This is a genomic window from Rathayibacter sp. PhB151 (assembly GCF_004366415.1).
Classification (GTDB): Bacteria; Actinomycetota; Actinomycetes; order Actinomycetales; family Microbacteriaceae; genus Rathayibacter; species Rathayibacter festucae.
In genome coordinates, this window is sequence record NZ_SOEN01000011.1 from 78,046 (window position 1) to 101,040 (window position 22,995).

Here is a 22,995-nt window from a genome sequence, read left to right on the forward strand (position 1 = left end):
CTGCCACGATGGACACCGCTATGGACTGGCAGCAGACACTCGAGGACACCGTCCCTTCGGCGTTCGTCACCGAGCGCCAGCTCCGCTCGGTGATCGGCAAGCCGCCCGCCACCGGGGCCTGGCGCGAGGGCGACCACCCAGGCGGGCGGCGCTTCGTCGAGATCGGCCCGTACGCCTTCGAGGCGGGCGGTCGCCTCCCCCACGTCCGGGTGGCCTACGAGAGCTGGGGCGAGCTCTCCCCCGCGCGCGACAACGCGATCCTCGTCCTGCACGCGCTGACCGGCGACTCGCACCTGATCGGCCGCGGCGACCCGGGTCACGCGACCGACGGCTGGTGGTCCGGACTCGTCGGCCCCGGTCTCGTGATCGACACCGACCGCTACTTCGTCGTCGCTCCGAACATGCTCGGCGGCTGCCAGGGCTCGACCGGCCCCGCCTCGCTCGCCCCCGACGGGCACGAGTGGGGTGCGCGCTTCCCGTACACGACGATCCGCGACCAGGTCGCCGTGCAGGCGCTCTTCGCCGACCGGCTCGGCATCGACCGCTGGCACACCGTCATCGGCGGCTCGATGGGCGGGATGCAGGCGCTGGAGTGGGGAATCGACCACCCCGAGCGGGTCGCCCGGCTCGCCGTCCTCGCCGCTCCTCCGCGCGCCACCTCCGACCAGATCGCGCTCAACTTCGTCCAGCTCGAGGCGATCCGCAACGACGCCGCCTTCGCGGGCGGCGCCTACTACGACGCCGGCGACGGCAAGGGCCCGTACCACGGCCTCGCGCTGGCCCGCCGGATGGCCCTGCTCAACTACCGCAGTCCGTCCGAGCTCAACGACCGCTTCGAGCGGAGCTGGCAGTCCGGTCTCAGCCCGCTCGGCGGCGGCGGCCGGTTCGCAGTCGAGTCGTACCTCGACTTCCACGGCAACAAGTTCACCCGGCGCTTCGACGCCAACAGCTACATCACCCTCGTCGAGGCGATGAACTCGCACGACGTGGGGCGCGGGCGCGGCGGCGAGGCGGAGGCGCTCGAGCGGATCACCAGCCCGACGCTCGTGCTCGGGATCGACAGCGACCGGCTGTTCCCGGTGGACGGGCAGCGGATCATCGCCGCCCACGCCCGCGGCAACATCGACGGCGACGAGGTCGCGGTGATCAGCTCGACGTTCGGGCACGACGCCTTCCTCATCGAGGACGACGCGGTCGGCGGCCACCTCGCGAGGCTCCTCGCGGTCTGACCCGATCCCGGCCGTCCCGCGGGCCGACCGCCGGTCTGTGACTATCGTGAGACGGGGGTCCGCCCCGCGCCGCCCACCGGAAGGAGCGTGCCCGTGCCGTTGGTCCGCAGCGCTCGCGAGCGCGACCGCCTCCTCCGCCAGTCCGCGTGCGGCATCGGCCTCCTGATCGACGCCACGGCGATCGCCCTGGTCCTCGGCCCCGGGGCATTGGCGCCCGACGCCGTGCCGTTCGCGGTGGCGCTGCTCCTCGGACTCGCCGTCCTCCACCTGCAGCTCGGCCGCAGCGGACGCACGCTCTGGGTGCTCCTGCTCGCCGTCGGCGGCCTCGCGCTGAGCATCGGGCTCGCGAGCGCCATCGGCGTGAGCAGCGGCTTCGAGGGCTACGTGCTCGTCGGCACCGCCAACGCCGTCACCAGCACCGTCGCCGTCGTCGTCACCACCTCCGTCCGCCGGCTGCTGCTGCTCCTGCCGGTCCTGGTGCCGAGCGTGGTCGTCTCCGTGCTGGTCGCCGAGGAGGCGATGCTGTCGAACGCGCTCGTGCAGAGCCTGCTGCCGTGGGGCACGCTCGCCGGCTTCGCGCTCTGGATCAGCACGGCCGTCCCCCGGGTCGTCCGGCGGATCGACAGCATCGGCAACGCGCACCGCGTCGAGCGGCAGGCCAGCGAGACGGAGGCGCAGCGCCGCCAGGGAGCGCGGCTCCTGCACGACACGGTGCTCGCGACGCTCACCCTGCTCGCCCACTCCGGCCGCGGCGTCTCCGAGGACGCGCTCCGCCGCCAGGCCGCGCAGGACGCGCAGCTCCTGCGCCAGCTGCGCCTCGGCGGGACGCCGACGCCGAGCGCGTCCGGCTCCTACCAGCTGACCAGCGTCACGGCGTCGCCCGCCGCGACCTCGCTCGAGGACGTCCGGGACCGGTTCGGCCGGCTGGGCCTCGAGGTCGTCCTGCACGGCTCCGGGGAGGTCGTCCTCGAGGGCGACGCGCTCGACTCCTTCCTGCTCGCCCTCGCCGAGTGCCTCGAGAACGTGCGGCGGCACTCCGGTGTCGAGTCCGCCGACGTCACGATCACCGAGGACGAGCAGACCGTCCGCGCGATGGTGACGGACGCCGGTGCCGGCTTCGACATCGCCACGGTGCCCGCGACGAAGCTCGGCTTCAAGGAATCGGTCGTCGCGAGGCTCGCGGACGTCGGCGGCCGCACCCGGCTCTTCAGCTCGCCCGGCTCCGGCACCACCGTCGTGCTGGAGGTGCCCAAGTGAGCGCCGGCACCGAGCGGGCCTCCCCCCTCCTCGGCGGACCCGGCGCCGCTCCCCGCCGGCCCGACGGCTCGCCCCGCTCCGCCCGCGCGCGGAAGGGACAGCAGGAGACCCTCGGCACCAGCTACCTCGGCAGCGGCCTCACCGGCATCGCGGCGGCGCTGATGGTCTACGAGCTCCTGGTCTTCCTCGCCACCGTCGACGACTACGCGCGGCCGGGGCTGGTCGTCGTCGCCTGGCTCCTCCTCGTCGCCTCCTTCACGGCGACCGTCGTCGCCATCCACGTCTGCGGTCAGCGCCTGCCCACGGCCGCCTACGTCGGCCTGCTCGTCGGGATCACCGGGGCCGTGGCGCTGGACCTGATCGCCGTCGCCGGTCACGGCCCGTCCGCCGCCGTCCCGACCGCCGCGGTGGCCGCCGCGGTCGCCCACGCCGCGATGATCGTGCACCGCCGCAGCATCGAGGTCCTCGCCGTCGCCTTCGCCATCGCGGTCGCCGAGCTCGTCGCGTACAGCGCCATGGGCTCGGGCGACGAGACCTCGTTCTCGGTGCGGATCAGCGCGATGGCCGTGACCCTCGCGCCCGCCGTCGTGGCCGTCGTGATGATGCGCGGCTTCCGGCGGATGGTCCAGCTCGAGATCGACCGCGCCCTCGTCCAGAGCACCACCCTCGGACCGCGCTACGCGGTCGGCATGCTCGCCTCGGAGGAGCTCGCCCGCCTCGACCTCGCGGCCGAGCGCCTGCTCGCCGAGGTCGGCGACGGCACGACCGTCCTGCCGCTCGATCCGCACCGCGCCGCGCACGCCGCCGCGCTCGCGACCAGCCTCCGCCTCCACCTCATCGAGGGGCGTCGCGAGACCTGGCTGCACCACGCGATCCAGGAGTCCGAGCTGCTGGCCCCGCTCGTCGATCTGCACGACCCCGACGGCACCGCCGGCCTCCTCGGCCACCAGCAGCGGGACGGCCTGCTCTCCGCCATCTGGCTCATCCTCGACGGCGCCTCCGGGCTCACCGTCGTGCTGCACGTCGAGGCGGGAGCACCGCGCGAACCGGACGCCGATGCTCCGCCGCGCTCCCTGCTGGTGCCGCTCACTCTGCAGTCCGAGGGCGTGCCCGTGCGCGGAGTCGATCCCGCGACGTGGGAGGCTATCGCACAGGTCGGTGCGTTCCGCGACACGTCGCACGACGACGCGCTCCGGATCGAGATCGACTGCTACGTCGAGAATCCGGCCGATCGCTGAGCAGAGACGACCGCCCCGCCCTCCCGCCGAGCCGAAGGACACCGATGACCTCCACCGCAGAACCGAAGATCACGCTCGCCGTGGTCGACGATCACAAGATGCTCCTCGGTGCCCTCACGGAGTGGATCCGCGGCGCCGCGTCGGACATCCAGCTGGTCGCCGCGGTCGCGTCCTGGCCGGAGCTGCTCACCCACCCCGAGTTCCCCGTCGACGTCGTGCTGCTCGACCTGGACCTCAAGGACAACATCCCGATCTCGGTCAAGCTCTCCACCCTGAAGACCACCGGCGTGAAGACCGTGCTGATGAGCACCTACTCCGAGCCGGCCGTGGTCCGCGAGGCGCTCGCCTCGGGCGCGCTCGGCTACCTCGTCAAGACGGAGGACGCCGACATGATCGTCGAGGCGATCCGCGCGGCCAAGGACGGCCACTCCTACATCTCGCACGAACTCGACATGGCCCTCTCCACCGGCGACTCCGACGGCGCCCCCAAGCTCAGCGCGCAGGAGCGCCGCGTGATGGCGCTCTACGGCGGCGGCGAGCCCGTCAAGTCCGTCGCCTTCGAGCTCGGCATCTCCGAGGAGACCGCGAAGTCCTACCTCAAGCGCATCCGCGAGAAGTACCGCGTGGTCGGCATCGACGTCGGCACCAAGGTCGCGCTGCGCAAGCGCGCCATCCACGACGGCATTTTGATCGAAACGGATTGAGGTGGGCGCGTTCCGCAGAGCGTCTTACGGCGGCTGCGGAAATCCGCTGGCACGCCGTCCCGAGAGATGCGTGCCCGCTTCCCTGCTGGTCGAGTAGCCCCGCAGGGGCGTATCGAGACCCACCGACGTCAGCAGGGCGGCATGCAGACCCCCCGTCCGGTGCCGGCGGGTGCCGCCGGGCCGGCCTTAAAGGGCGTTGACCGGGACGCTGCCCGTGGCGGGGCGGGCGGGGTCGCGCGGCGCGTCGACGGTGCCGCGGGCTCGGTCGATGGCGATGCTGGCGAAGGCGAGCAGGATGCCGGCCGCGGTGAGGACCACGCCGACCCAGATCGGCGACAGGTAGCCGAGGCCGGCGGCGATGGTCACCCCGCCGAGAGCGGCGCCGACGGAGTTGCCGATGTTGAGCGCGGAGTGGTTGAGCGCCGCGGCGATGGTCTGGCTGTCGCGGGCGACGTCCATCAGCCGGGTCTGGATGGCCGGCGACGCCCCCGCCGAGAAGCCCGCCGCGAGGAACGTGAACACGACCAGGCCCACGACCGACGTCGCGGTCAGCGCCAGGCCGATCAGCGACACGAGCACCCCGAGGAACAGCACCACGAGTGCGAGCCGCACGTTCCGGTCGGCCGCCCAGCCGCCCGCCAGGTTGCCGACCGTCATGCCCAGGCCGATCACCACCAGGATCCACGGCACGGCGCCGAGCGGCAGCCCGGTCACCTCGGTCGACAGCGGCGTGATGTAGCTGTACATCGCGAAGAGTCCGCCGAAGCCGATCGCGCCGATCAGCAGGGTCATCCAGACCTGCAGCCGGCCGAAGGCCTTCAGCTCGTTGCGCATGGTCGCCCCCGGGTTCCCCCGCTGGAACGGCACGAGCAGCCACACCGCGACGACGGTGACAGCGAAGATCGCCGCGACGACGAGGTACGCGCTGCGCCAGCCCGCGTTCTGCCCCACCCAGGTGATGGCGGGCACTCCGACGACGTTCGCGATCGTGAGCCCCGACAGCACGAAGGCGACGCCCTTGCCGCGTTTGCCCGGCCCCATCAGGTCGGCGGCGACGAGCGAGGCGATGCCGAAGTACGCGCCGTGCGGCAGCGCCGCGACGAAGCGGGCGGCCAGCACGAGCGGGAAGGTCGGCAGCAGGGCCGAGGCGACGGTCCCGATCGTGAACGCGGCCAGCAGCATCAGCAGCAGGCGCTTGCGCGGCCAGCGAGCGGCGGCCGCGGCGATCGTCGGAGCACCGACGACGACGCCGAGCGCGTAGGCGGAGATCAGCAGTCCGGCCTGCGAGTTCGCCTGCTCGGAGCTCGCGGCGTAGACGTCCGGGAGCAGGTCGGCGGCGAGCTGCGGCAGCAGCCCCATCGCGACGAACTCGGTCGAGCCGATGCCGAAGCCCCCCATCGCGAGGGCGAGCAGGGCGAGGCGGGTCCGGGCCGGGGAGAGGGTCACCGGACCACGATAGCGAGGATCGGAAACGGATCGAAACGATTCGAGTCGGAGAGCGCTTTCGCGTGCCTCACTCCTCGAGCGCGCGGCCGAGCCGCTCGATCTTCGCGTCGATCTCGCCCGAGTAGCCGGGCCGGATGTCGGCCTTCAGCACCAGCGAGACCCGCGACCCGTAGGCGCCGACCGCCTCGGTGGCGCGCTTGATCACGTCGAAGACCTCGTCCCACTCGCCCTCGATCTCGGTGAACATCGAGGTCGTGCGATTCGGCAGGCCGGAGTCGCGGACGATGCGGACGGCGGCGGCGACGGCGTCGTGGACGGAGGCGTCGGGGCCCTCACCGCCGGACGGAGCGACGGAGAATGCGACCAGCACGAGGGACCTCCCAGCGGACCCGACCACCGGACCCGCCGTCCAGCCTAGGCGCGCGGACCGCCGACGGCGCCGTCGGTCACCACAGCCTGCGCGAGCGGCGACCGCTCCCCAGAGGCCTCCGGCGAGACGTCCTTCGCGCGGCTCCCCGTCCGCCACAGCTCGCGGAGCACCCAGCCGAGCAGCACGAGCAGCAGGACGTTGCGCACGGTCAGCGCCAGCACCATGCCCGCGTTCGAGTACAGCAGGAAGAGGTAGAGGTACGGGTAGACGATCTGCGTGAACACCGCGATCGCCAGCGTCAGCTTGGCCGGCGTCGCGAAGTCGCGACCGGCGACGACCAGCCCGACGATGACGGGCGGCGCCAGCCAGACGATGTACTGCGGCGAGAGCACCTTGTTGATGTCGATCAGCACCAGGACGAGCCCGAGGCTCAGCAGCGGCAGCAGCCGCACCGGCGACGCCTTCGCGCGCAGGGCTCGGAAACCGAGCAGCACGGTGCCGATCACCGCGAGCGCGAGCGCCGGGTTCATCAGCTCGGCGGCGACATCGGTGAACGGACCGTGCATCTCGAAGGTGTTGATGTCGGCGGCGTACCAGACGTAGCTGCCGGCCCAGCCGCCGATCGAGAGCCACATCCAGAGCGTGCTGACGGGCGCCTCGATCTGCAGACCGCGCGTCGTCTGGTCGGTGACGAAGCTGAAGACGTACTCGCCGCCGCCGAGCGCGAACACACCGGCGATGATCGCGACGGAGAGCCCGGCGCCGACGGCCACCAGCCGCCAGCGGCCGCGCAGCACCAGGACGGCGGCGCCCAGCAGGGCCGCGGGCCAGACCTTGATCCAGGTGGCGACGGTGAGCGCGAGCGCCGCGATCACCGGGCGGCTCGAGGCCCAGAGCAGCCCGGCGATGGCGAGCGGAACGGTGAAGGCGTCGATCCGGCCGACGGCGATCGGCCCGAGGAGCACCAGGAAGAGCAGCCACCAGCGCGCCGCGGCGAGCCGGGCGGGGACGCCCCGGTGCAGGAGGAGCGCGAAGGCCGCCGCGTCGACGGCGATCACGCCGACCAGCCAGGTCAGGTCGTAGCCGGCCTCGCCGAAGAGCCAGGCGGCGCTGATCGGCACCAGGGCGAGGATCGGGTAGACCCAGCCGGTGTCGAAGCCGACGAGCCCGCCGCCCTCGACGGCGGTCCGCATCCAGCCCTTGTAGACGATGCTCACGTCCCCCATCGGCAGTCCCGGAGCGTACAGCGCGAGCAGCGAGAGCAGGACGTGCACGAGCGCGAAGCCGCTCCAGAGCACGGCGGCGGAGTCGCGGTTCTCGCGCAGCCACGCGATCGGGCGCGAGGAGGCCCGGGGGGCGGCGGTCTCTGAGGCGGCAGGGGTCGGCACCGCGTCAGTGTAGACGGCGCCCTCATCGGACCCCTGAACGGCCCCGGGAACCCCTCCCTGAGCGGCCACCGGCCTCATCAGTAGCCGGCGAAGGCGTCGGTGCGGACCTTCTTCGCACCGGCCGAGCGGAGGGCGCCGCGGACGGAGTCGACGAACGCGGGCGAGCCGGAGACGAAGCCGACGCGGCGTGGCGCGTCGGGCACGGCGTCCGCGAGGCGCTCCGCCGTGATCCGGCCGGCGACGTGCGACCAGCCCTCGGGCAGCCGATCCGGCGCCTCGGGCGAGACCAGCACGACGCGGGCCCCGGAGGCGCGGAGGAGCTCGCGGTACGCCACGTCCTCCAGCCGGGCGGCCGCGTAGACGACGACCACGTCGCGCTCCGGTCCAGCCGCGATCGCCCTCAGCTGGCTCGCGAACGGCGTGATGCCGATGCCGCCCGCGACCAGGAGCAGCGGCGTCGCCGGGTCGGCCGGCAGCACGAAGTCGCCGCCGACGCTCGTGGCGCGGACCAGGGCGCCGGGCTCGAGACCGGCGAGCGCCCGCTTGAAGCTGCTCGCCTTCTCGGGCAGCCGCATGGCCACGGCGATCTCGCCGTCGGCGGGAGCGGAGGCGATGGAGAAGGTGCGCCGGCTCCCCCGGCCGTCGGAGCGGTGCGGCACGTCGAGCTCGAGCCACTGGCCCGCCTCGAAGCGCACCGGCGTCCGCGGGGCGAAGCGGTACTCCGTGATGCCCGGCGCGATGACGCTCGAGGAGCGCAGCTCCAGCGACAGCCGCCGGCGCTGGCCGAAGAAGAACGCGATCGCGTTGCCCGCGACGAGGCCGAGCTCCGGGCTGGCGTGCAGCGGTCCGAGCGAGAACGGGACCGTCGTGAGCAGAGCCGCGACGACGGCCACGATCAGCTGCTGGGAGCGGCGCGGGGCGAGGGTCAGCGGCTCGGTCAGCATGAAGGCACCGGCGAACACGAACGGGTACGCGGTGAGGACCAGCGACAGCGCGGCTCCGGGCTCCTGGCCGTTCATCACCGAGTTGAGCACGGACACGGCGCCGGCGACCGCGACGAACACGACGACGATCGCCCAGCGGCGCACCCGCGCGACGACGACGAGCGCGCCGAGCAGCACCCACGGCCAGAGCGCGCCGGTGGGCAGCGCCCAGGCCGCGGCGGTCAGCGAGCCCGCGAACGGGGTGTCCTGCAGCAGGCCCTGCGCGATGCCGACGATCAGCACCGCGACGGCGGCCGGGTTGAAGAGGTGGCGACCGCGCCACACCAGCACGTACTTGGAGGCCGCCGCGATCACGCCGATCAGCGCCACGACGAGGAGCGCGCGCGGCTCCGAGGTCGGGAAGAGCAGGAACGCGATCAGCAGTCCGGTCACCAGCGACGACTCGAGGTGGGCGGGCGAGCCAACCAGCCGGGCGATCAGCCAGGTCGCCCCGGTCGTCGAGACGATCGCCACGACCGCGGTCGCCGCGATCTCGATCGGCGTGAAGAAGATCAGCCCGGCGGCGGAGTAGCCGAGCGCGACCACGAGGAGCGCGGCGAGCGTCAGCCAGACCAGCCGGTACATGGTGATGCGACCGAGGGCGCGATCGAGGGTGCCGAGCATCAGAAGACCTCTCCGGGGAAGCGGGGCGAGTAGTGCAGCCCGCCGGCGCTGAGCACGCGGACGAACTCGAAGTCGAAGCGCTCGGCGAGCACCTCGGGCGGGCGGACGAAGAGGGCGGTCGCGAGTCCGTCGGCGACGAGGGTGCTGTCGGCGACGACCCAGGTGGCGACGACCGTGTCGACGGGACGGCCGGTGCGGCCGTCGAGGACGTGGTGCAGCCCGTCGCCCCAGGCCCGGCGGTTGCCGGCCGAGGCGCAGAGCGCTCGCTCGCCCGGCTCGGCGACGCCGATCGCGCGGTTCGCGTCGAAGGGGTGCTCGAGGCCGACGCGGTAGGTGCCGACCCCGCGGGCGCGCAGGTCGCCGCTCGCGTCGACGACGGCGCGCTCGACACCGGCGCTCGCGAGCTCGTCCAGGACGAGGTCGACGAGCTGACCCTTGCCGGCCGCGCCGACATCGAGCACGACTCCGGCGGCGGTGCGCAGCGTCGCTCCCCCGCCGCCGCGGGCCGCGGCCCAGGACGGAGCCGGCGCAACGGGGCCGCGCGGCACCAGGGAGTAGGCCGGGTCGTAGCCGAGCTGCTCGAGGGCGTCGCCGACGAACGGCGTGACGCCGCCCCCGGTCAGCGCGAAGAGCTCGTCGTAGAGGGCGAAGAGCTCGACCGCCTCCGCCGGGAAGACGTGCTCGCCGGGCTCGGTCCGAAGGCGCGAGGCGGCGGAGTCGTCGCGGAACCGCGACCAGGTGCGGTCGTAGGCCTCGATGCGGACCTGGACCCGTTCGCGCACGACCGCGTCCAGCGGTGCGTCCGTGTCGATCTGCCAGGTGGTGCCGATCGCGTCGAACCGCCAGGCGTGCTCGAGGACGCGCCGGGTCGCGGTCGGCGCGGCGTCAGGGTGCAGAGGTTCAGGCCGCGGCATCGGCCTTGATCGTCTCGACGGCGTCGTTGAAGCCGCCGGAGGTGAGCGAGGAGCCGGAGACCTTGGTGACGTCGAGCTCGTCGAGGCTCTTGCCGACGACCTCGCCCGAGATGCCGCTGGCGAAGCGGGTCTGGTACTCCTGGCCGGTCGGGTTCTCGGACTCGGGGGTCACCGTGACGGCGGTGACGACGCCCGACTCGAGGGTCAGCTCGACGCCGACCGACTCGTTGCCGCCGGGCGAGGTGTAGGAGCCGTCGGCCTCGTAGGTGCCGTCGGCGTAGGCGCCGGTCGCGGCGGAGCCGGTCGAGTCGGTGCCGGTCGACTCGGAGGAGGAGGCGCTGGAGGTGGCGGCGGGCGCGCTGGTCGCGGCGGCGCTCGAGCCGGCGTCCTCGGTCCCGGCGGTGGCGGTGCTCGAGCAGGCGGCGAGGGCCGCGAGGGTGCCGGCGCCGGCGAGGAGGGTGAGGGCGTAGCGGACGGGAGTCGTGGTCTTCGCGGTCATGTCTGTTCTCCTGAGTGGGGGGGCGGACGCGGCTGTCGTCCCCGACGCTAGGGCCGGGAGCTCGGGGGTTCCGATGAGGCGGCTGTGCGGCTCCGATGTCCGGGTCGCGGGGGAAGGCCGTCTCTCCTGTGTCAACGGGCCGAGGACGCGATCGGTTCAGTGCGGCAGGCGACGACGGCGTTTCAGTTCAGCAGCCGCGCGACGACGCCGGGGAGCTGCTCGGCGATGTCGAGGGCCGCGATCGGCCCGCCTCTGGACGCCGCCGCGCCGGCCTGCGCGTGCAGGACGGCCGCGGCGGCGGCGACCGCCGCGAGATCCTCGTCCCCGAGCGCCGTCCCCCGGCCCTCCGCGTCCGCGGCCCGGCCGGCCAGCAGGGCGCCGAGCACTCCGCCGAGGACGTCCCCGCTGCCCGCCGTGGCGAGCCAGGGCGTCGAGCCGCTGACCTCGTGGGCGGTGCTCCCGGAGACCACGTGCGTGGTGCTGCCCTTGAGCAGCACGCAGACCCCGAAGCGATCGGCGGTGCGCCGCGCCCAGCCGCTCGCGTCGGCGGCGATCGCGGCCGCGTCGACGTCCACCCCGGCGCGCGTGAGCAGGCCGGCGAGCTCGCGGTAGTGCGGAGTGACGACCACCGGCCCGCGAGCCTCGCCGATCAGGTCGAGCGCGCCCGCGTCGAGCACCACGGGGACCCCCGAGTGCAGCTGCTCGAGCAGGACGGCGCGCTCGTCCTCGGACCGGTCGTCCGCGCTCGTCCCGGAGCCGAGGAGCCAGGCCTGCACCCGCCCGGCCGAGGTCACGACCTCGGGGCGACGCGCCAGCACAAGGGCGGACGGCCGCTCCGGCCCGAGGTAGCGCACCATGCCGAGCCCGGTGCGCACCGCCGCCTCGACCCCGAGCACCGCCGCCCCCGGGTAGCGCTCGGACCCGGTCGCGATCCCGAGCACCCCGCGGCTGTACTTGTCGTCGTCGGCGCGCGGCACCCGCACGGCCAGCGCCGCCTCCGCGAGCCCGAACTCCCTCTGCCCATCCGTCATTCCGCCAGCCTAGGTCGCACCCCCGACGCCACCCTCTGCGCGATCCACCCGCAGCAGAACGTCGGCAGCCGCGCGCCTGGTGACCGCGGGTCTCGACACGCCCTGCGGGCTACTCGACCAGCATGGTCGAGCCCGCGCCGACGCGCCCCGCACGCCCTGTCGCCTCGCCCGCCCTGACCGCCGGCGCGCGCGCCGATGCGCCTTCCCTGCTGATCGAGTAGCCCGCATCGCGGGCGTATCGAGATCCACCACCGTCAGAACGGCGGCGGCACATCGACGAAGCGCGGGCGCCCGGGCGGGTCCGGCGGCCGCCCCGGCAGCGGGGGCGGCCGGTTGATGACGCGCCTGCCGGTCGGGGTCGTCCAGACGATCGTCCCGTCGTCGTCCTTCGTGTAGGTCCATCGGTCGCCGTGCCGGAGATGATGGTGCGCCGTGCACAGCGACACCAGGTTCTCGAGCGAGGTCTCGCCGCCGTTGCGCCACTCGATCGTGTGGTCCGCTTCGCTGCGGGCGGAGGTGCGCTGGCAGCCTGCGAAGCGGCAGGTCTGATCCCGCAGCTGCACGTGCAGGCGCATGCGGGACGGCGGGAGGCGCTGCGTGCGGCCGACGGAGACGACCGCACCCGTGTCCCGATCGGTCAGCACCCGGGTGAAGGACGCTGCCGTCCGGATGAGCTCCCGCGCGACAGGGGCGGGAACCGGGCCGTAGCCGTCGAGCTCCGCGGGTTCGTCGTCGAGGTCGACGGCCGTGGACGCCGCGAGCGTGAGCCGCACCTCCGCCCGGACACCGGGAACGAACGTCGGGTCGGGCGGTCCTCGGCGTCGGGGGTGGTGCCGATGATGTCGCCGTCGCAGAGCAGGTCCACGGCGACGTCCGCGCGAAGCTGCGAGAGCGTGCGCACATCCCCGGCATCACGCAGAGAATGCGCCATCCGGTCCGCGCGGTCGTAGGCGCCCATCACCGCAGGGGCCGGCCCGTACAGGCAGAGCGTCGCCATCCCGTCCACGTCCGGCGTGACCCACACGGCCCGGTCCGTCCGGGCGCGGGCGTGCCGCGCCGCGAGGGACTCCTGGTGCAGTTCCTCCCGCCAGCGACGCAGAGCGCGTCGCAGCTGCGTCAGCGTCATCGACGGCGCCGCCTCCGCGACGCGCTCGTCGAGGGCCGCGCGGGAGGACTCGGGCAGGCTGCCGGCGGTCGCGCAGATCGCCTCCCCTTCCTCCCAGTGCAGGCGCGCGTGCGCGAGGAGGGCGCGGGTGAGCGGGAGGTGCTCGAAGAGCAGCTGCGCGTTCTCGAGGCGGCGGGCGATCACCTGCTCCGGCAGACCCTCCGCGACGGCGAGCTCCGCGCGGATCGAGCGCTCGACAAGATCGCGGGTCTCGCCGGGGGTCGCGCCGCGGGCGAAGGCGTCGGGGTGGGCGAGGGCCGTGCGATGGAAGTCGTAGAGGTACCGGGCCTCGGCGAGACGCGGCTGGGCTGCGGCGCGGGCGTTTGCGGCGGCGCCGTCGCTGAGGGCGCGCAGGTGCTTCAGCACCTCTTCCGTCGATCCGAACTCCGTCATACGAGTATTGAAGCAGGGACCACCGACACGGGGTCCGGCTCGAGGGTGCAGCGGGACGATCGCGGGCTGAATCGGGGCTGTGGAGGAGGCACTGCGCTGGTGGGCGGGTCTCGATACGCCCCTGCGGGGCTACTCGACCAACATGTTCCGCCACCGCCACCGCCACCGCCACCCCAGCGTTCAGCGAGGCCTCTATTACCCGCCGCAGCCGGCGAAGCCGCTGCCCCGCCGCAGCCGGCGAAGCCGCTGCCCCGCCGCAGCCGGCGAAGCCGCTCACACCCGCACGGCGGGCGAAGCCACTGTCACCCGCACGGCCGACGAAGCCGCTGCCACCCGCACAGCCGACGAAGCCGCTGCCCCACCGCAGCCGGCGAAGCCGCTGCCCCGCCACAGCCGGCGAAGCCGCTGCCACCCCGCCTCGAGTCGAGGCGCGGGCCGGGGAGGTGGTGATCGCAAGGCGGAGGAGGGAGCGATACCGGCGGTATCGCGACCGACGACAACGCCGCGAGCACCGCCTCCCCGGCCCGCGCCTCAGCGGCGGGTGGCGTCGTCGACTTCGCCGACCAACTCCTCGATGATGTCCTCGAGGAAGAGGACGCCGGTGGCGCGGCCCTGCTCGTCGAAGGCGCGGGCGAGATGGGCGCCGGTGCGGCGCATGATCGCGAGGGCGTCCTCGAGGTCGGTGGCCTCGAAGATCGAGGCGAGCTGGCGGATCCGCTTGGCCGGGATGGGCAGGCGGAACTTGGGCCCCTCGGTGTCGCCGTCGAGGTCGAGGACGTCCTTGAGGTGGATGTAGCCCTCGGGCTGCCCGTCCTCGCCGAGCACGACGTAGCGCGAGAAGCCGTGCTTCGCGACGGCGCGCTCGACGTCGGCGGGCGAGGCTCCGGCGGGGAGGCTGACGATGCCGTCGAGCGGCAGCGCCACGTCGTGCACCTTCTTCTCGGTGAACTCGAACGCGGCGAGGAGGGTGCCGTTGCTGCGCAGGGTGCCCTCGCGGGTCGACTGGTCGACGATCGTCTGCACCTCCTCGAGCGTGAAGGTGCTGTTCGCCTCGTCCTTCGGCTCGACCCGGAAGAGCCGCAGCACCCCGTTCGAGATCGCGTTGAGCGCGACGATGATCGGGCTGATCACGCGGGCGATCGCGACGAGCGGCGGCGCGAGCAGCAGCACGGCGCGGTCCGGCATCGAGAAGGAGATGTTCTTCGGCACCATCTCGCCGAGCACGACGTGCAGGAACGAGACGATCACCAGGGTGATCACGAACGCGACCGTGCCCGAGAACTCGTCCGGGATGCCGACCGCGTGCAGCGGCACCTCGAGCAGGTGGTGGATCGCCGGCTCGCTGACGTTGAGGATCAGCAGTGAGCAGACGGTGATGCCGAGCTGGGTCGTCGCCAGCATCAGGGTGGCGTGCTCCATCGCGGCGAGCGCGGTGATCGCGCTGCGGCGTCCGCTCTCGGCGAGGGGCTCGATCTGGGAGCGGCGCGCGGAGATGACCGCGAACTCCGCTCCGACGAAGAAGGCGTTCGCGGCGAGCAGCACCACGAGCCAGGCGATTCCTGCCCAGTCACTCATGGTCGGCCTCCTGGCGCCCTCGGTGCGGCCGGCCCACGTCGGCGAGCGGGTCGGGGATGCCCTCGCCCGCCGCGTCGGGGTCCGGGGTGAAGCGGAGCCGGTCGATGCGCCGGCCGTCGAGCCGCTCGACGCGGAGCGAACCGCCCTCGACGGGCACCTCGTCGCCGACGGCGGGCAGGCGGCCGAGCTCACTCATCACGAACCCGGCGACCGTCTCGTACGGCCCCTCCTCGGGGATGACGACGCCGGCGCGGTCGCGGACCTCGTCGGGCCGCAGCATGCCGGGGAAGGTGGTCGAGCCGGGCAGCTTCACGACGTCGGGGCGCGAGCGGTCGTGCTCGTCCGCCACCTCGCCGACGAGCTCCTCCACGAGGTCCTCGAGCGTCGCGACGCCCGCCGTTCCGCCGTACTCGTCGACGACGACGGCGAGCTGGAAGCCGCGGCCGCGCAGCTCGGTGAGCAGCACGTCGAGCTTCATCGTCTCGGGCACGCGGAGCGGCTCCGAGCGCAAAGCGGTGACGGGCACCTCGGAGCGCTTGCCGCGCGGCACCGCGACCGCCTGCTTGACGTGCACGACCCCGACGATGTCGTCGATGTCGTCGTCCGTGATCGGGAAGCGCGAGAGGCCGGTGGTCCGCGCGAGGTCGAGGACGTCCTGGGCGGTGCTGGAGCGCTCGAGCGTGGACAGCCGCAGCCGCGGGGTCATCACGTCGCCCGCGGAGAGCGCGGAGAAGCGGAGGGTGCGCCCGAGCAGGTCGGCCGTGTCCTCCTCGAGCAGTCCCGCGCTCGCGGAGTGCCGCACCAGGCTCGAGAGCTCCTCGGCGCTGCGGGCGCCGGAGAGCTCCTCCTTCGGCTCGATGCCGGCCAGGCGGAGCAGGGCGTTGGCGCTGCCGTTGAGCAGTGCGACGGCGGGGCGGAAGACCGTGGTGAACGCGGTCTGGATCGGCACGACCAGCTTCGCCGTCGCCCGCGGCAGCGCCAGCGCGAAGTTCTTCGGCACCAGCTCGCCGAGGATCATCGACAGCAGCGTCGCGATGACGATCGCGAGCACCGTCATGATCGGCGTCAGCACCTCGTCCGGGATCCCGAGACCGCCGAACGGCACGCGCAGCAGCGTCGAGAGCGCCGGCTCCATCGTGTAGCCGGTGAGCAGCGTCGTCAGCGTGATGCCGAGCTGCGCGCTGGAGAGGTGCGTCGAGGTGACGCGGAGGGCGGCGATCGTCATGCCGAGGCGGGTCTCGCCGCGGTCGCGGCGGGCCTCGAGGTCGGCGCGGTCGAGGTTGACCAGCGCGAACTCGCTGGCGACGAACACGCCGGTGCCGAGCGTCAGCAGCAGGCCGACGCCGAGCAGGAGCCACTCAGTGCCCACGGGGGTCACCCCCGGTCAGCGGAAGCGGGAGCGGCTGCAGGATCGAGCCCGAGGGGATCGGGGAGATCCGAACGAGCCGGTGCGAGGGCGGATGCGCAGAAGGGGGGTCGTCCATTGTGGCGTCGAGTCTAGCGGCATCCCGGCTCCGGCAGGGCCGCTCTCAGAGCCACTTCTTGCGCTTGAACACGGCGTAGAGCACGAAGCCGAAGACCAGCATCAGCCCGATCGCCCACGGGTAGCCGAGCCGCCAGTGCAGCTCCGGCATGTCGTCGAAGTTCATGCCGTAGATGCCCGCGACGAGCGTCGGCGCGAACAGGATCGCTGCCCAGGACGAGATCTTCCGCACCACGTCGTTCTGGGCCAGCCCGGTCTCGGTCTGCCGCCGCGAGACCAGCGTCGAGTGCACGGTCAGCGCCTTGTCCAGGATCGCCCGCAGCGCGTCGACCGCCTCCGTCACCCGGATGGTGTGGTCGAGCACGTCGCGGAGCGAGCGGTGCAGCTCGACGTGGTCGAGCGTCGCGTCGGCGCCCGGGGCCGCGTCCGGCGCCTCGGCGAGCTCGTGCAGCAGCGCCGTCAGCGGCTGCACCGAGCGCTGGAAGTGGATGACCTCGCGGGAGAGCCGGTAGATGCGCTCCGAGAGCCCGTCGTCCGAGCCGTCGCCGAAGAGCTGGTCCTCGATCTCGTCGACGTCGCCCTGGACGCCGTGCACCACCGGCGCGTACTCGTCGACGACCTGGTCGAGGATCGCGTACAGCACCGCCTCCGGTCCGCGGGAGAGCAGCGACGGGTCCCCCTCGAGCCGCTTGCGCACCGCCGCCAGGTCCGGCGAGTCGGCGTGCCGGATGGTCACCACGAAGTCCGGTCCGACGAACACGTGCAGCTCGCCGAAGACGACCGTCTCCGCCGAGTCCACGTAGCGCGCCGGACGGAGCACCACGAAGAGCCCGTCGTCGTAGCGCTCGAGCTTCGCCCGCTGGTGGCCGCTCAGCGCGTCCTCGACGGCGAGCGGGTGCAGCCCGAACTCCTGGGCGACCGCCTCGACCTCCTCGCGGCTCGGTCGGTAGAGCCCGATCCAGGCCATGCCGTGCTCGTCGCGCATCAGCTCGAAGGTGTCCTCGAGCGAGTCGGGGTTCCGGATGCGGTGACCGCCGACGTACACGGCGTTGTCGACGATCGTCATGGGCTCGGTTCTAGCACGCGCGCGCCGGGCACCGGCTGACGGTCACCGGCGAGCGGTCACCAGCTGACCGGCAGCGCCTTGCCCTCCTCGTAGCCCGCCGCCGACTGCAGGCCGACCAGCGCGCGCTCGTGGAACTCGGCGACGCTGCGCGCCCCGGCGTAGGTGAAGGAGGAGCGCACGCCCGAGGTGATCATGTCGAGCAGGTCCTCGAGCGAGGGGCGCAGCGGGTCGAGGTAGATCTTCGACGAGGAGATGCCCTCGGCGAAGAGCCGCTTGCGGGCGAGCTCGTAGGGGTCGAGGCGGTCGAAGCGCTCCTGCACCGCCTTGGCCGAGGCCATGCCCCAGCTCTCCTTGTAGATCCGGCCGGCCGCGTCGCTGCGCAGCTCGCCCGGCGCCTCGATCGTGCCGGCGAACCAGGAGCCGATCATCACGGAGGCAGCACCGGCCGCGAGCGCGAGCGCCACGTCGCGCGGGTAGCGCACGCCGCCGTCGGCCCAGACGTGCGCGCCGAGCTCACGGGCCCGCTCCGCCGTCTCGAGCACCGCGGAGAACTGCGGCCGCCCGACAGCGGTCATCATCCGCGTGGTGCACATCGCGCCCGGGCCGACGCCGACCTTGAGGATGTCCGCGCCCGCGTCGACGAGGTCGTGCACCGCGTCGGCGGTGACGATGTTGCCGGCGGCGATCGGCACGCCGAGCTTCAGCGCCGAGACGGTGCGCAGCGCGCGCAGCATCCCCTCCTGGTGGCCGTGCGCCGTGTCGAGCACGAGCACGTCGACGCCCGCGGCGACGAGGGCGCGCGCCTTGGCCGCGACGTCGCCGTTGATGCCGACCGCCGCGGCGATCCGCAGCCGCCCGTCGGCGTCCAGCGCGGGGTCGTAGATGGTCGAGCGCAGCGCGCCGGTGCGCGAGAGCGTGCCGACCAGTGCGCCGTGGTGCAGCACCGGGGCGAAGTCGAGGTCGGCCGCGACCATCAGGTCGAAGGCGGCGCGCGCGGTGGTGACGTCGTCGGCGTCGATCGAGGCAGAGGCGCCGTGCACGAGGTCGCCGAGCCTGGCGTCCTCCAGGGCCGTGGCGAGCCGCGCGGCCGGGACGCAGCCGAGGATCGTGCCGTCGTCCTCCTGCACCACGAAGCCGTGGCCCGCGACGGCCGGGAGGATCGCGAGTGCCTCCTCGACGGTCGTCGACGGCGAGGCGGTGAGCGCGCCGGAGAAGGCGACCGGCTGGTCCTTCACCCAGCGGATGGCCGCGTCGAGCTGCTGCAGCGGCATGTCCTGCGGCAGGACGCCGAGGCCGCCGCGCCGGGCGAGCGTCGCCGCGAGCCGGGGCCCGGTGACCGAGTTCATGTTCGAGGAGACGATCGGGATGCTGGCTCCGGTGCCGTCACCGGGAGCGAGCGACACGTCGAGCCGGCTGGTCACGGAGGACCGGCCGGGAACGAGGAAGACGTCCGAGTAGGTGAGGTCGCCGGAGGGTGTTCCACCGTAGAAGCGCATGGAGACGACGCTACTCCGGCCCGGCTGGGGACCTTCGCCGGAGGATCCGGGCTAGGCTTGACGACCGGGACGGGACCGGGCGACGACGCCCAGATGCGTGTCGGATGCGACGGTGCCGTCCGGATGATCGAGAACGAATCAACGGAGAGAGTGGGCGATCGGCTGTGTCGAGCCAGTTGACCGGAGCGGGAACAGATCAGGGCTCGGAGGACTTCGGGGCCAACGAGTGGCTGGTGGAGGAGCTGTACGAGCAGTACAGCGCCGACAAGGCCTCGGTGGACGAGTCCTGGTGGCCGATCCTCGAGCGCTACGGCAAGCAGCTCGGCGGTGCCGCACCCGCCGGCGCGGAGGCCCCCTCGGCCGCCGCCCCCGCCGCCCCGGCGAAGGCGCCCGTCGCCGAGCGCGTGTCGACGAGCGCGGGCGGAGCGGTGAGCCACCCGGCCACCTCGGCGACCAGCACGGCGAAGACCACCTCGAAGCAGCCGAAGGCGCAGCCCATCCCGGCCGACGCGCCCGTGAGCAAGCCGGCCGAGCCCGCCGCCGCCGTGGAGGAGGACGTCGTCTCCCCCCTGCGCGGCATGGCCAAGAGCCTCGCCACGAACATGGACGCGAGCCTGTCGATCCCGACCGCCACCAGCGTCCGCACCATCCCGGCGAAGCTGATGATCGACAACCGCATCGTCATCAACAACCACCTGCGGCGCACCCGCGGCGGCAAGGTGTCGTTCACCCACCTGATCGGCTGGGCGCTGATCCGCGCGCTCAAGGACTTCCCGAGCCAGAACGTCTACTACGACGAGCCGGACGGCAAGCCCTCGGTCGTCGCCCCGGCGCACATCAACCTCGGCATCGCGATCGACATGCCCAAGCCCGACGGCACCCGCGCCCTGCTCGTCCCGAGCATCAAGCGCGCCGACACGCTGAGCTTCACCGCCTACCTCGCCGCCTACGAGGACCTCGTCAAGCGCGCCCGCGGCAACAAGCTCGCGGCCGGCGACTTCGCCGGGACCACCCTCTCGCTGACCAACCCGGGCGGCATCGGCACCGTGCACTCCGTGCCCCGCCTGATGAAGGGCCAGGGCTGCATCATCGGCGCCGGCGCCCTCGAGTACCCGGCCGAGTTCCAGGGCGCGTCCGAGAAGACTCTCGTCGAGCTCGGCATCGGCAAGACGATCACGCTGACCTCGACCTACGACCACCGCGTCATCCAGGGCGCCGGCTCGGGCGAGTTCCTCAAGATCGTGCACGAGCTGCTGCTCGGCAAGCGCGGCTTCTACGAGGACATCTTCTCCGCGCTGCGCATCCCCTACGACCCGATCCACTGGTCGACCGACATCGCCGTCGACCTCGCCGAGCGCGTCTCGAAGACCTCGCGGGTGCAGGAGCTGATCAACTCCTTCCGCGTCCGCGGCCACCTGATGGCCGACGTCGACCCGCTGGAGTACGTCCAGCGCTCGCACCCGGACCTCGCCATCGAGAGCCACGGCCTCACCTTCTGGGACCTCGACCGCGAGTTCGTCACCGACGGCTTCGGTGGCTCCCGCCAGCTGAAGCTGCGCGACATCCTCGGCATCCTGCGCGACTCCTACTGCCGCACCGTCGGCGTCGAGTACATGCACATCCAGGACCCCGAGCAGCGCGCCTGGATGCAGCAGAAGCTCGAGCGCGGCTACGAGAAGCCGGGCCACGACGAGCAGCTGCGGATCCTCGGCCGCCTCAACGAGGCCGAGGCGTTCGAGACCTTCCTGCAGACCAAGTACGTCGGCCAGAAGCGCTTCTCGCTTGAGGGCGGCGAGTCGCTGATCGCGCTGCTGGACGCCGTCCTGCAGGGCGCGGCGGACGCGGACCTCGACGAGGTCGCCATCGGCATGGCCCACCGCGGCCGCCTCAACGTGCTGACCAACATCGCCGGCAAGACCTACGGCCAGATCTTCCGCGAGTTCGAGGGCACCCAGGACCCCAAGACGGTCCAGGGCTCGGGCGACGTGAAGTACCACCTCGGCACCGAGGGCACCTTCCGCGGCGCCGGCGGCGAGGAGATCCCCGTCTACCTCGCGGCGAACCCCTCGCACCTCGAGGCCGTCAACGGCGTGCTCGAGGGCATCGTCCGCGCCAAGCAGGACCGCAAGCCGATCGGCACCTTCACCACCCTGCCGATCCTCGTCCACGGCGACGCCGCGATGGCGGGCCAGGGCGTGGTCGTCGAGGGGCTGCAGATGTCCCAGCTGCGGGCCTACCGCACCGGCGGCACGATCCACATCAACATCAACAACCAGGTCGGCTTCACGACCCCGCCGCACGAGGCGCGCACCTCGATCTACTCGACCGACATGGCGAAGACGATCCAGGCGCCGATCTTCCACGTGAACGGCGACGACCCCGAGGCCGTCGTGCACGTCGGCCAGCTCGCGTTCGAGTACCGCCAGCGGTTCAACCGCGACGTGGTCATCGACCTGATCTGCTACCGCCGCCGCGGCCACAACGAGGGCGACGACCCCTCGATGACCCAGCCGCTGATGTACAGCCTGATCGAGGCCAAGCGCTCGGTGCGCAAGCTCTACACCGAGGCGCTCGTCGGTCGCGGCGACATCACCGAGGAGGAGTACGACCGGGCGCACCAGGACTTCCAGGACCGCCTGGAGCGCGCCTTCGCCGAGACGCACGCCGCGCAGACCGGCGCGATCCCGGTGATCAGCGCCGACGGCGACTCCGTGGCCGACCTCGAGCTGCCCGACGCCCAGCAGGGCGAGGACTACCCCGGCGAGCCCGAGGTGACCGGCGTCAAGGCCGAGGTGGTCACCCGCATCGGCGACGCGTTCACCTCGCCGCCCGAGGGCTTCACCGTGCACCCGAAGCTGCAGCAGCTCCTCACCAAGCGCCAGGAGATGAGCCGCTCCGGCTCGATCGACTGGGCGTTCGGCGAGCTGCTCGCGCTGGGCTCGCTGCTGCTCGAGGACACCCCGGTGCGCCTCGTCGGCCAGGACACCCGCCGCGGCACGTTCGTCCAGCGCCACGCGGTGCTGCACGACCGCGAGAACGGCCAGGAGTGGCTGCCGCTGATGAACCTGTCGGACTCGCAGGCCCGCCTGTGGATCTACGACTCGCTGCTCTCGGAGTACGCCGCGATGGCGTTCGAGTACGGCTACTCGGTCGAGCGGCCCGACTCGCTCGTGCTCTGGGAGGCGCAGTTCGGCGACTTCGCGAACGGCGCCCAGATCGTCATCGACGAGTTCATCTCCTCCGCCGAGCAGAAGTGGGGCCAGCGCTCGTCGCTCGTGCTCCTGCTCCCGCACGGCTACGAGGGCCAGGGCCCGGACCACTCCTCCGCACGCATCGAGCGCTACCTGCAGATGTGCGCGGAGCGGAACATGACCGTCGCGCGTCCGTCGACCCCGGCGTCGTACTTCCACCTGCTGCGCCGCCAGGCGTACTCGCGGCCGCGCCGCCCGCTGGTGGTCTTCACGCCGAAGGCCATGCTGCGCCTGCGCGGGGCGTCGAGCCCGGTCGAGGACTTCACCTCGGGCCGCTTCGAGCCCGTGATCGACGACGCCCGCATCCAGGACGCGTCGGCCGTGACCCGGGTGCTCCTGCACGCCGGCAAGGTGCACTACGACCTCAAGGCCGAGCTGGAGAAGAAGCCGGACGACGGCATCGCGCTGGTGCGCGTCGAGCAGTACTACCCGGCGCCGATCGAGGAGCTGCGCGCGATCGCCGCGCGCTACCCGGACGCGGAGTTCGTCTGGGTGCAGGACGAGCCCGAGAACCAGGGCGCCTGGCCGTTCATCGCGCTGAACGTCGCTCCGCAGCTGGACCGGCCGATCCGCGTCGTCTCGCGCCCGGCCGCGGCCTCCCCCGCCGCGGGCTCGGCGAAGCGTCACGCCTCCGAGCAGGCCGATCTGCTGGGCCGGGCGCTGCAGCGCTGACCGCCCGACCGGAGCCGCCCCCTCGGCGGCGGCTCCGGCTCGCAGAATCGACTTCGGCTCGTCGGAATCCTCGGATCCGGCGAGCCGGACGTCGTTCCACGAGCCGGACCTCGGCGACCTCTCGCCTCACGGGCGTCCGGCACGCGGAAAGACCTCCGGCTCGCCGGAACGGGCGGCTCCTGCGAGCCGGGCACGTTCCGACGAGCCGGAG

General features: G+C 72.8%; 18 protein-coding genes. 5 read left to right on the top strand and 13 right to left on the bottom strand.

The annotated features are described in order from the left end of the window. The first annotated feature begins 20 nt into the window (after positions 1-20). The 4 genes from EDF35_RS18505 (at position 21) to EDF35_RS18520 (ending at position 4,428) form a co-directional block, all read left to right on the top strand. Positions 21-1,229 (top strand): homoserine O-acetyltransferase, encoded by a 1,209-nt coding sequence (locus EDF35_RS18505; protein ID WP_133963389.1) that lies wholly within the window; start codon positions 21-23, stop codon positions 1,227-1,229. A gap of 93 nt (positions 1,230-1,322) precedes the next feature. Further along, the gene (locus tag EDF35_RS18510; RefSeq protein WP_243840059.1) at positions 1,323-2,486 is read left to right on the top strand and encodes an ATP-binding protein; all 1,164 of its coding nucleotides are present in this window, start codon (positions 1,323-1,325) and stop codon (positions 2,484-2,486) included. Continuing rightward, positions 2,483-3,724 carry a hypothetical protein gene (locus EDF35_RS18515; RefSeq protein WP_133963390.1) on the top strand — a complete coding sequence of 414 codons (1,242 nt, stop codon included), beginning with the start codon at positions 2,483-2,485 and terminating at the stop codon, positions 3,722-3,724. Before EDF35_RS18510 ends, EDF35_RS18515 begins: the two co-directional genes overlap by 4 nt. A gap of 44 nt (positions 3,725-3,768) precedes the next feature. Beyond that, positions 3,769-4,428 carry a response regulator gene (locus EDF35_RS18520; protein WP_123445394.1) on the top strand — a complete coding sequence of 220 codons (660 nt, stop codon included), beginning with the start codon at positions 3,769-3,771 and terminating at the stop codon, positions 4,426-4,428. A 186-nt stretch (positions 4,429-4,614) separates the two neighbouring features. Here EDF35_RS18520 and EDF35_RS18525 read toward each other — a convergent pair whose 3' ends face one another. The 13 genes from EDF35_RS18525 to EDF35_RS18585 all read right to left on the bottom strand — a co-directional run bounded on the left by EDF35_RS18525 (position 4,615) and on the right by EDF35_RS18585 (position 18,861). Then, positions 4,615-5,826, bottom strand: a complete 1,212-nt coding sequence (locus EDF35_RS18525) for an MFS transporter (RefSeq protein ID WP_133963436.1) — start codon at positions 5,824-5,826, stop codon at positions 4,615-4,617. A gap of 115 nt (positions 5,827-5,941) precedes the next feature. Further along, a complete protein-coding gene (locus tag EDF35_RS18530; protein ID WP_123702710.1) occupies positions 5,942-6,244 on the bottom strand; it encodes a thiamine-binding protein in 303 nt (100 codons plus the stop codon). 44 nt (positions 6,245-6,288) lie between these two features. Then, positions 6,289-7,632, bottom strand: a complete 1,344-nt coding sequence (locus EDF35_RS18535) for a glycosyltransferase family 87 protein (RefSeq protein WP_166674169.1) — start codon at positions 7,630-7,632, stop codon at positions 6,289-6,291. 77 nt (positions 7,633-7,709) lie between these two features. Then, the gene (locus EDF35_RS18540; protein ID WP_133963392.1) at positions 7,710-9,239 is read right to left on the bottom strand and encodes an RnfABCDGE type electron transport complex subunit D; all 1,530 of its coding nucleotides are present in this window, start codon (positions 9,237-9,239) and stop codon (positions 7,710-7,712) included. Next, entirely contained in the window at positions 9,239-10,153 is a 915-nt protein-coding gene (locus tag EDF35_RS18545) for an FAD:protein FMN transferase (RefSeq protein WP_133963393.1), read from the bottom strand. Before EDF35_RS18545 ends, EDF35_RS18540 begins: the two co-directional genes overlap by 1 nt. Continuing rightward, entirely contained in the window at positions 10,140-10,652 is a 513-nt protein-coding gene (locus EDF35_RS18550) for an FMN-binding protein (protein ID WP_123702702.1), read from the bottom strand. The genes EDF35_RS18545 and EDF35_RS18550 overlap by 14 nt, the downstream gene beginning before the upstream one ends. Before the next feature lie 182 nt (positions 10,653-10,834). Next, complete coding sequence (locus EDF35_RS18555) at positions 10,835-11,683, bottom strand: ADP/ATP-dependent (S)-NAD(P)H-hydrate dehydratase (protein ID WP_133963394.1); 849 nt, start codon at positions 11,681-11,683, stop codon at positions 10,835-10,837. Positions 11,684-11,937: 254 nt separating this feature from the next. Then, entirely contained in the window at positions 11,938-12,327 is a 390-nt protein-coding gene (locus EDF35_RS18560; protein WP_133963395.1) for an HNH endonuclease signature motif containing protein, read from the bottom strand. After that, positions 12,321-13,241: a hypothetical protein gene (locus tag EDF35_RS21310; protein WP_133963396.1), complete on the bottom strand. Its 921-nt coding sequence runs from the start codon at positions 13,239-13,241 to the stop codon at positions 12,321-12,323. Before EDF35_RS21310 ends, EDF35_RS18560 begins: the two co-directional genes overlap by 7 nt. Positions 13,242-13,772: 531 nt before the next feature. Further along, a complete protein-coding gene (locus EDF35_RS18570) occupies positions 13,773-14,816 on the bottom strand; it encodes a hemolysin family protein (protein WP_123444413.1) in 1,044 nt (347 codons plus the stop codon). Continuing rightward, positions 14,809-16,194, bottom strand: a complete 1,386-nt coding sequence (locus EDF35_RS18575; protein WP_123702696.1) for a hemolysin family protein — start codon at positions 16,192-16,194, stop codon at positions 14,809-14,811. The genes EDF35_RS18570 and EDF35_RS18575 overlap by 8 nt, the downstream gene beginning before the upstream one ends. Positions 16,195-16,345: 151 nt before the next feature. Further along, entirely contained in the window at positions 16,346-17,365 is a 1,020-nt protein-coding gene (corA, locus tag EDF35_RS18580; protein WP_123702694.1) for a magnesium/cobalt transporter CorA, read from the bottom strand. Positions 17,366-17,421: 56 nt separating this feature from the next. Further along, positions 17,422-18,861, bottom strand: coding sequence for a GuaB1 family IMP dehydrogenase-related protein (locus EDF35_RS18585; protein WP_133963397.1), 1,440 nt, complete (start codon positions 18,859-18,861; stop codon positions 17,422-17,424). A 164-nt stretch (positions 18,862-19,025) separates the two neighbouring features. Here EDF35_RS18585 and EDF35_RS18590 point away from each other — a divergent pair, with 164 nt between their 5' ends. Beyond that, a complete protein-coding gene (locus EDF35_RS18590) occupies positions 19,026-22,784 on the top strand; it encodes a multifunctional oxoglutarate decarboxylase/oxoglutarate dehydrogenase thiamine pyrophosphate-binding subunit/dihydrolipoyllysine-residue succinyltransferase subunit (protein WP_208323101.1) in 3,759 nt (1,252 codons plus the stop codon). Positions 22,785-22,995: the final 211 nt, after the last annotated feature.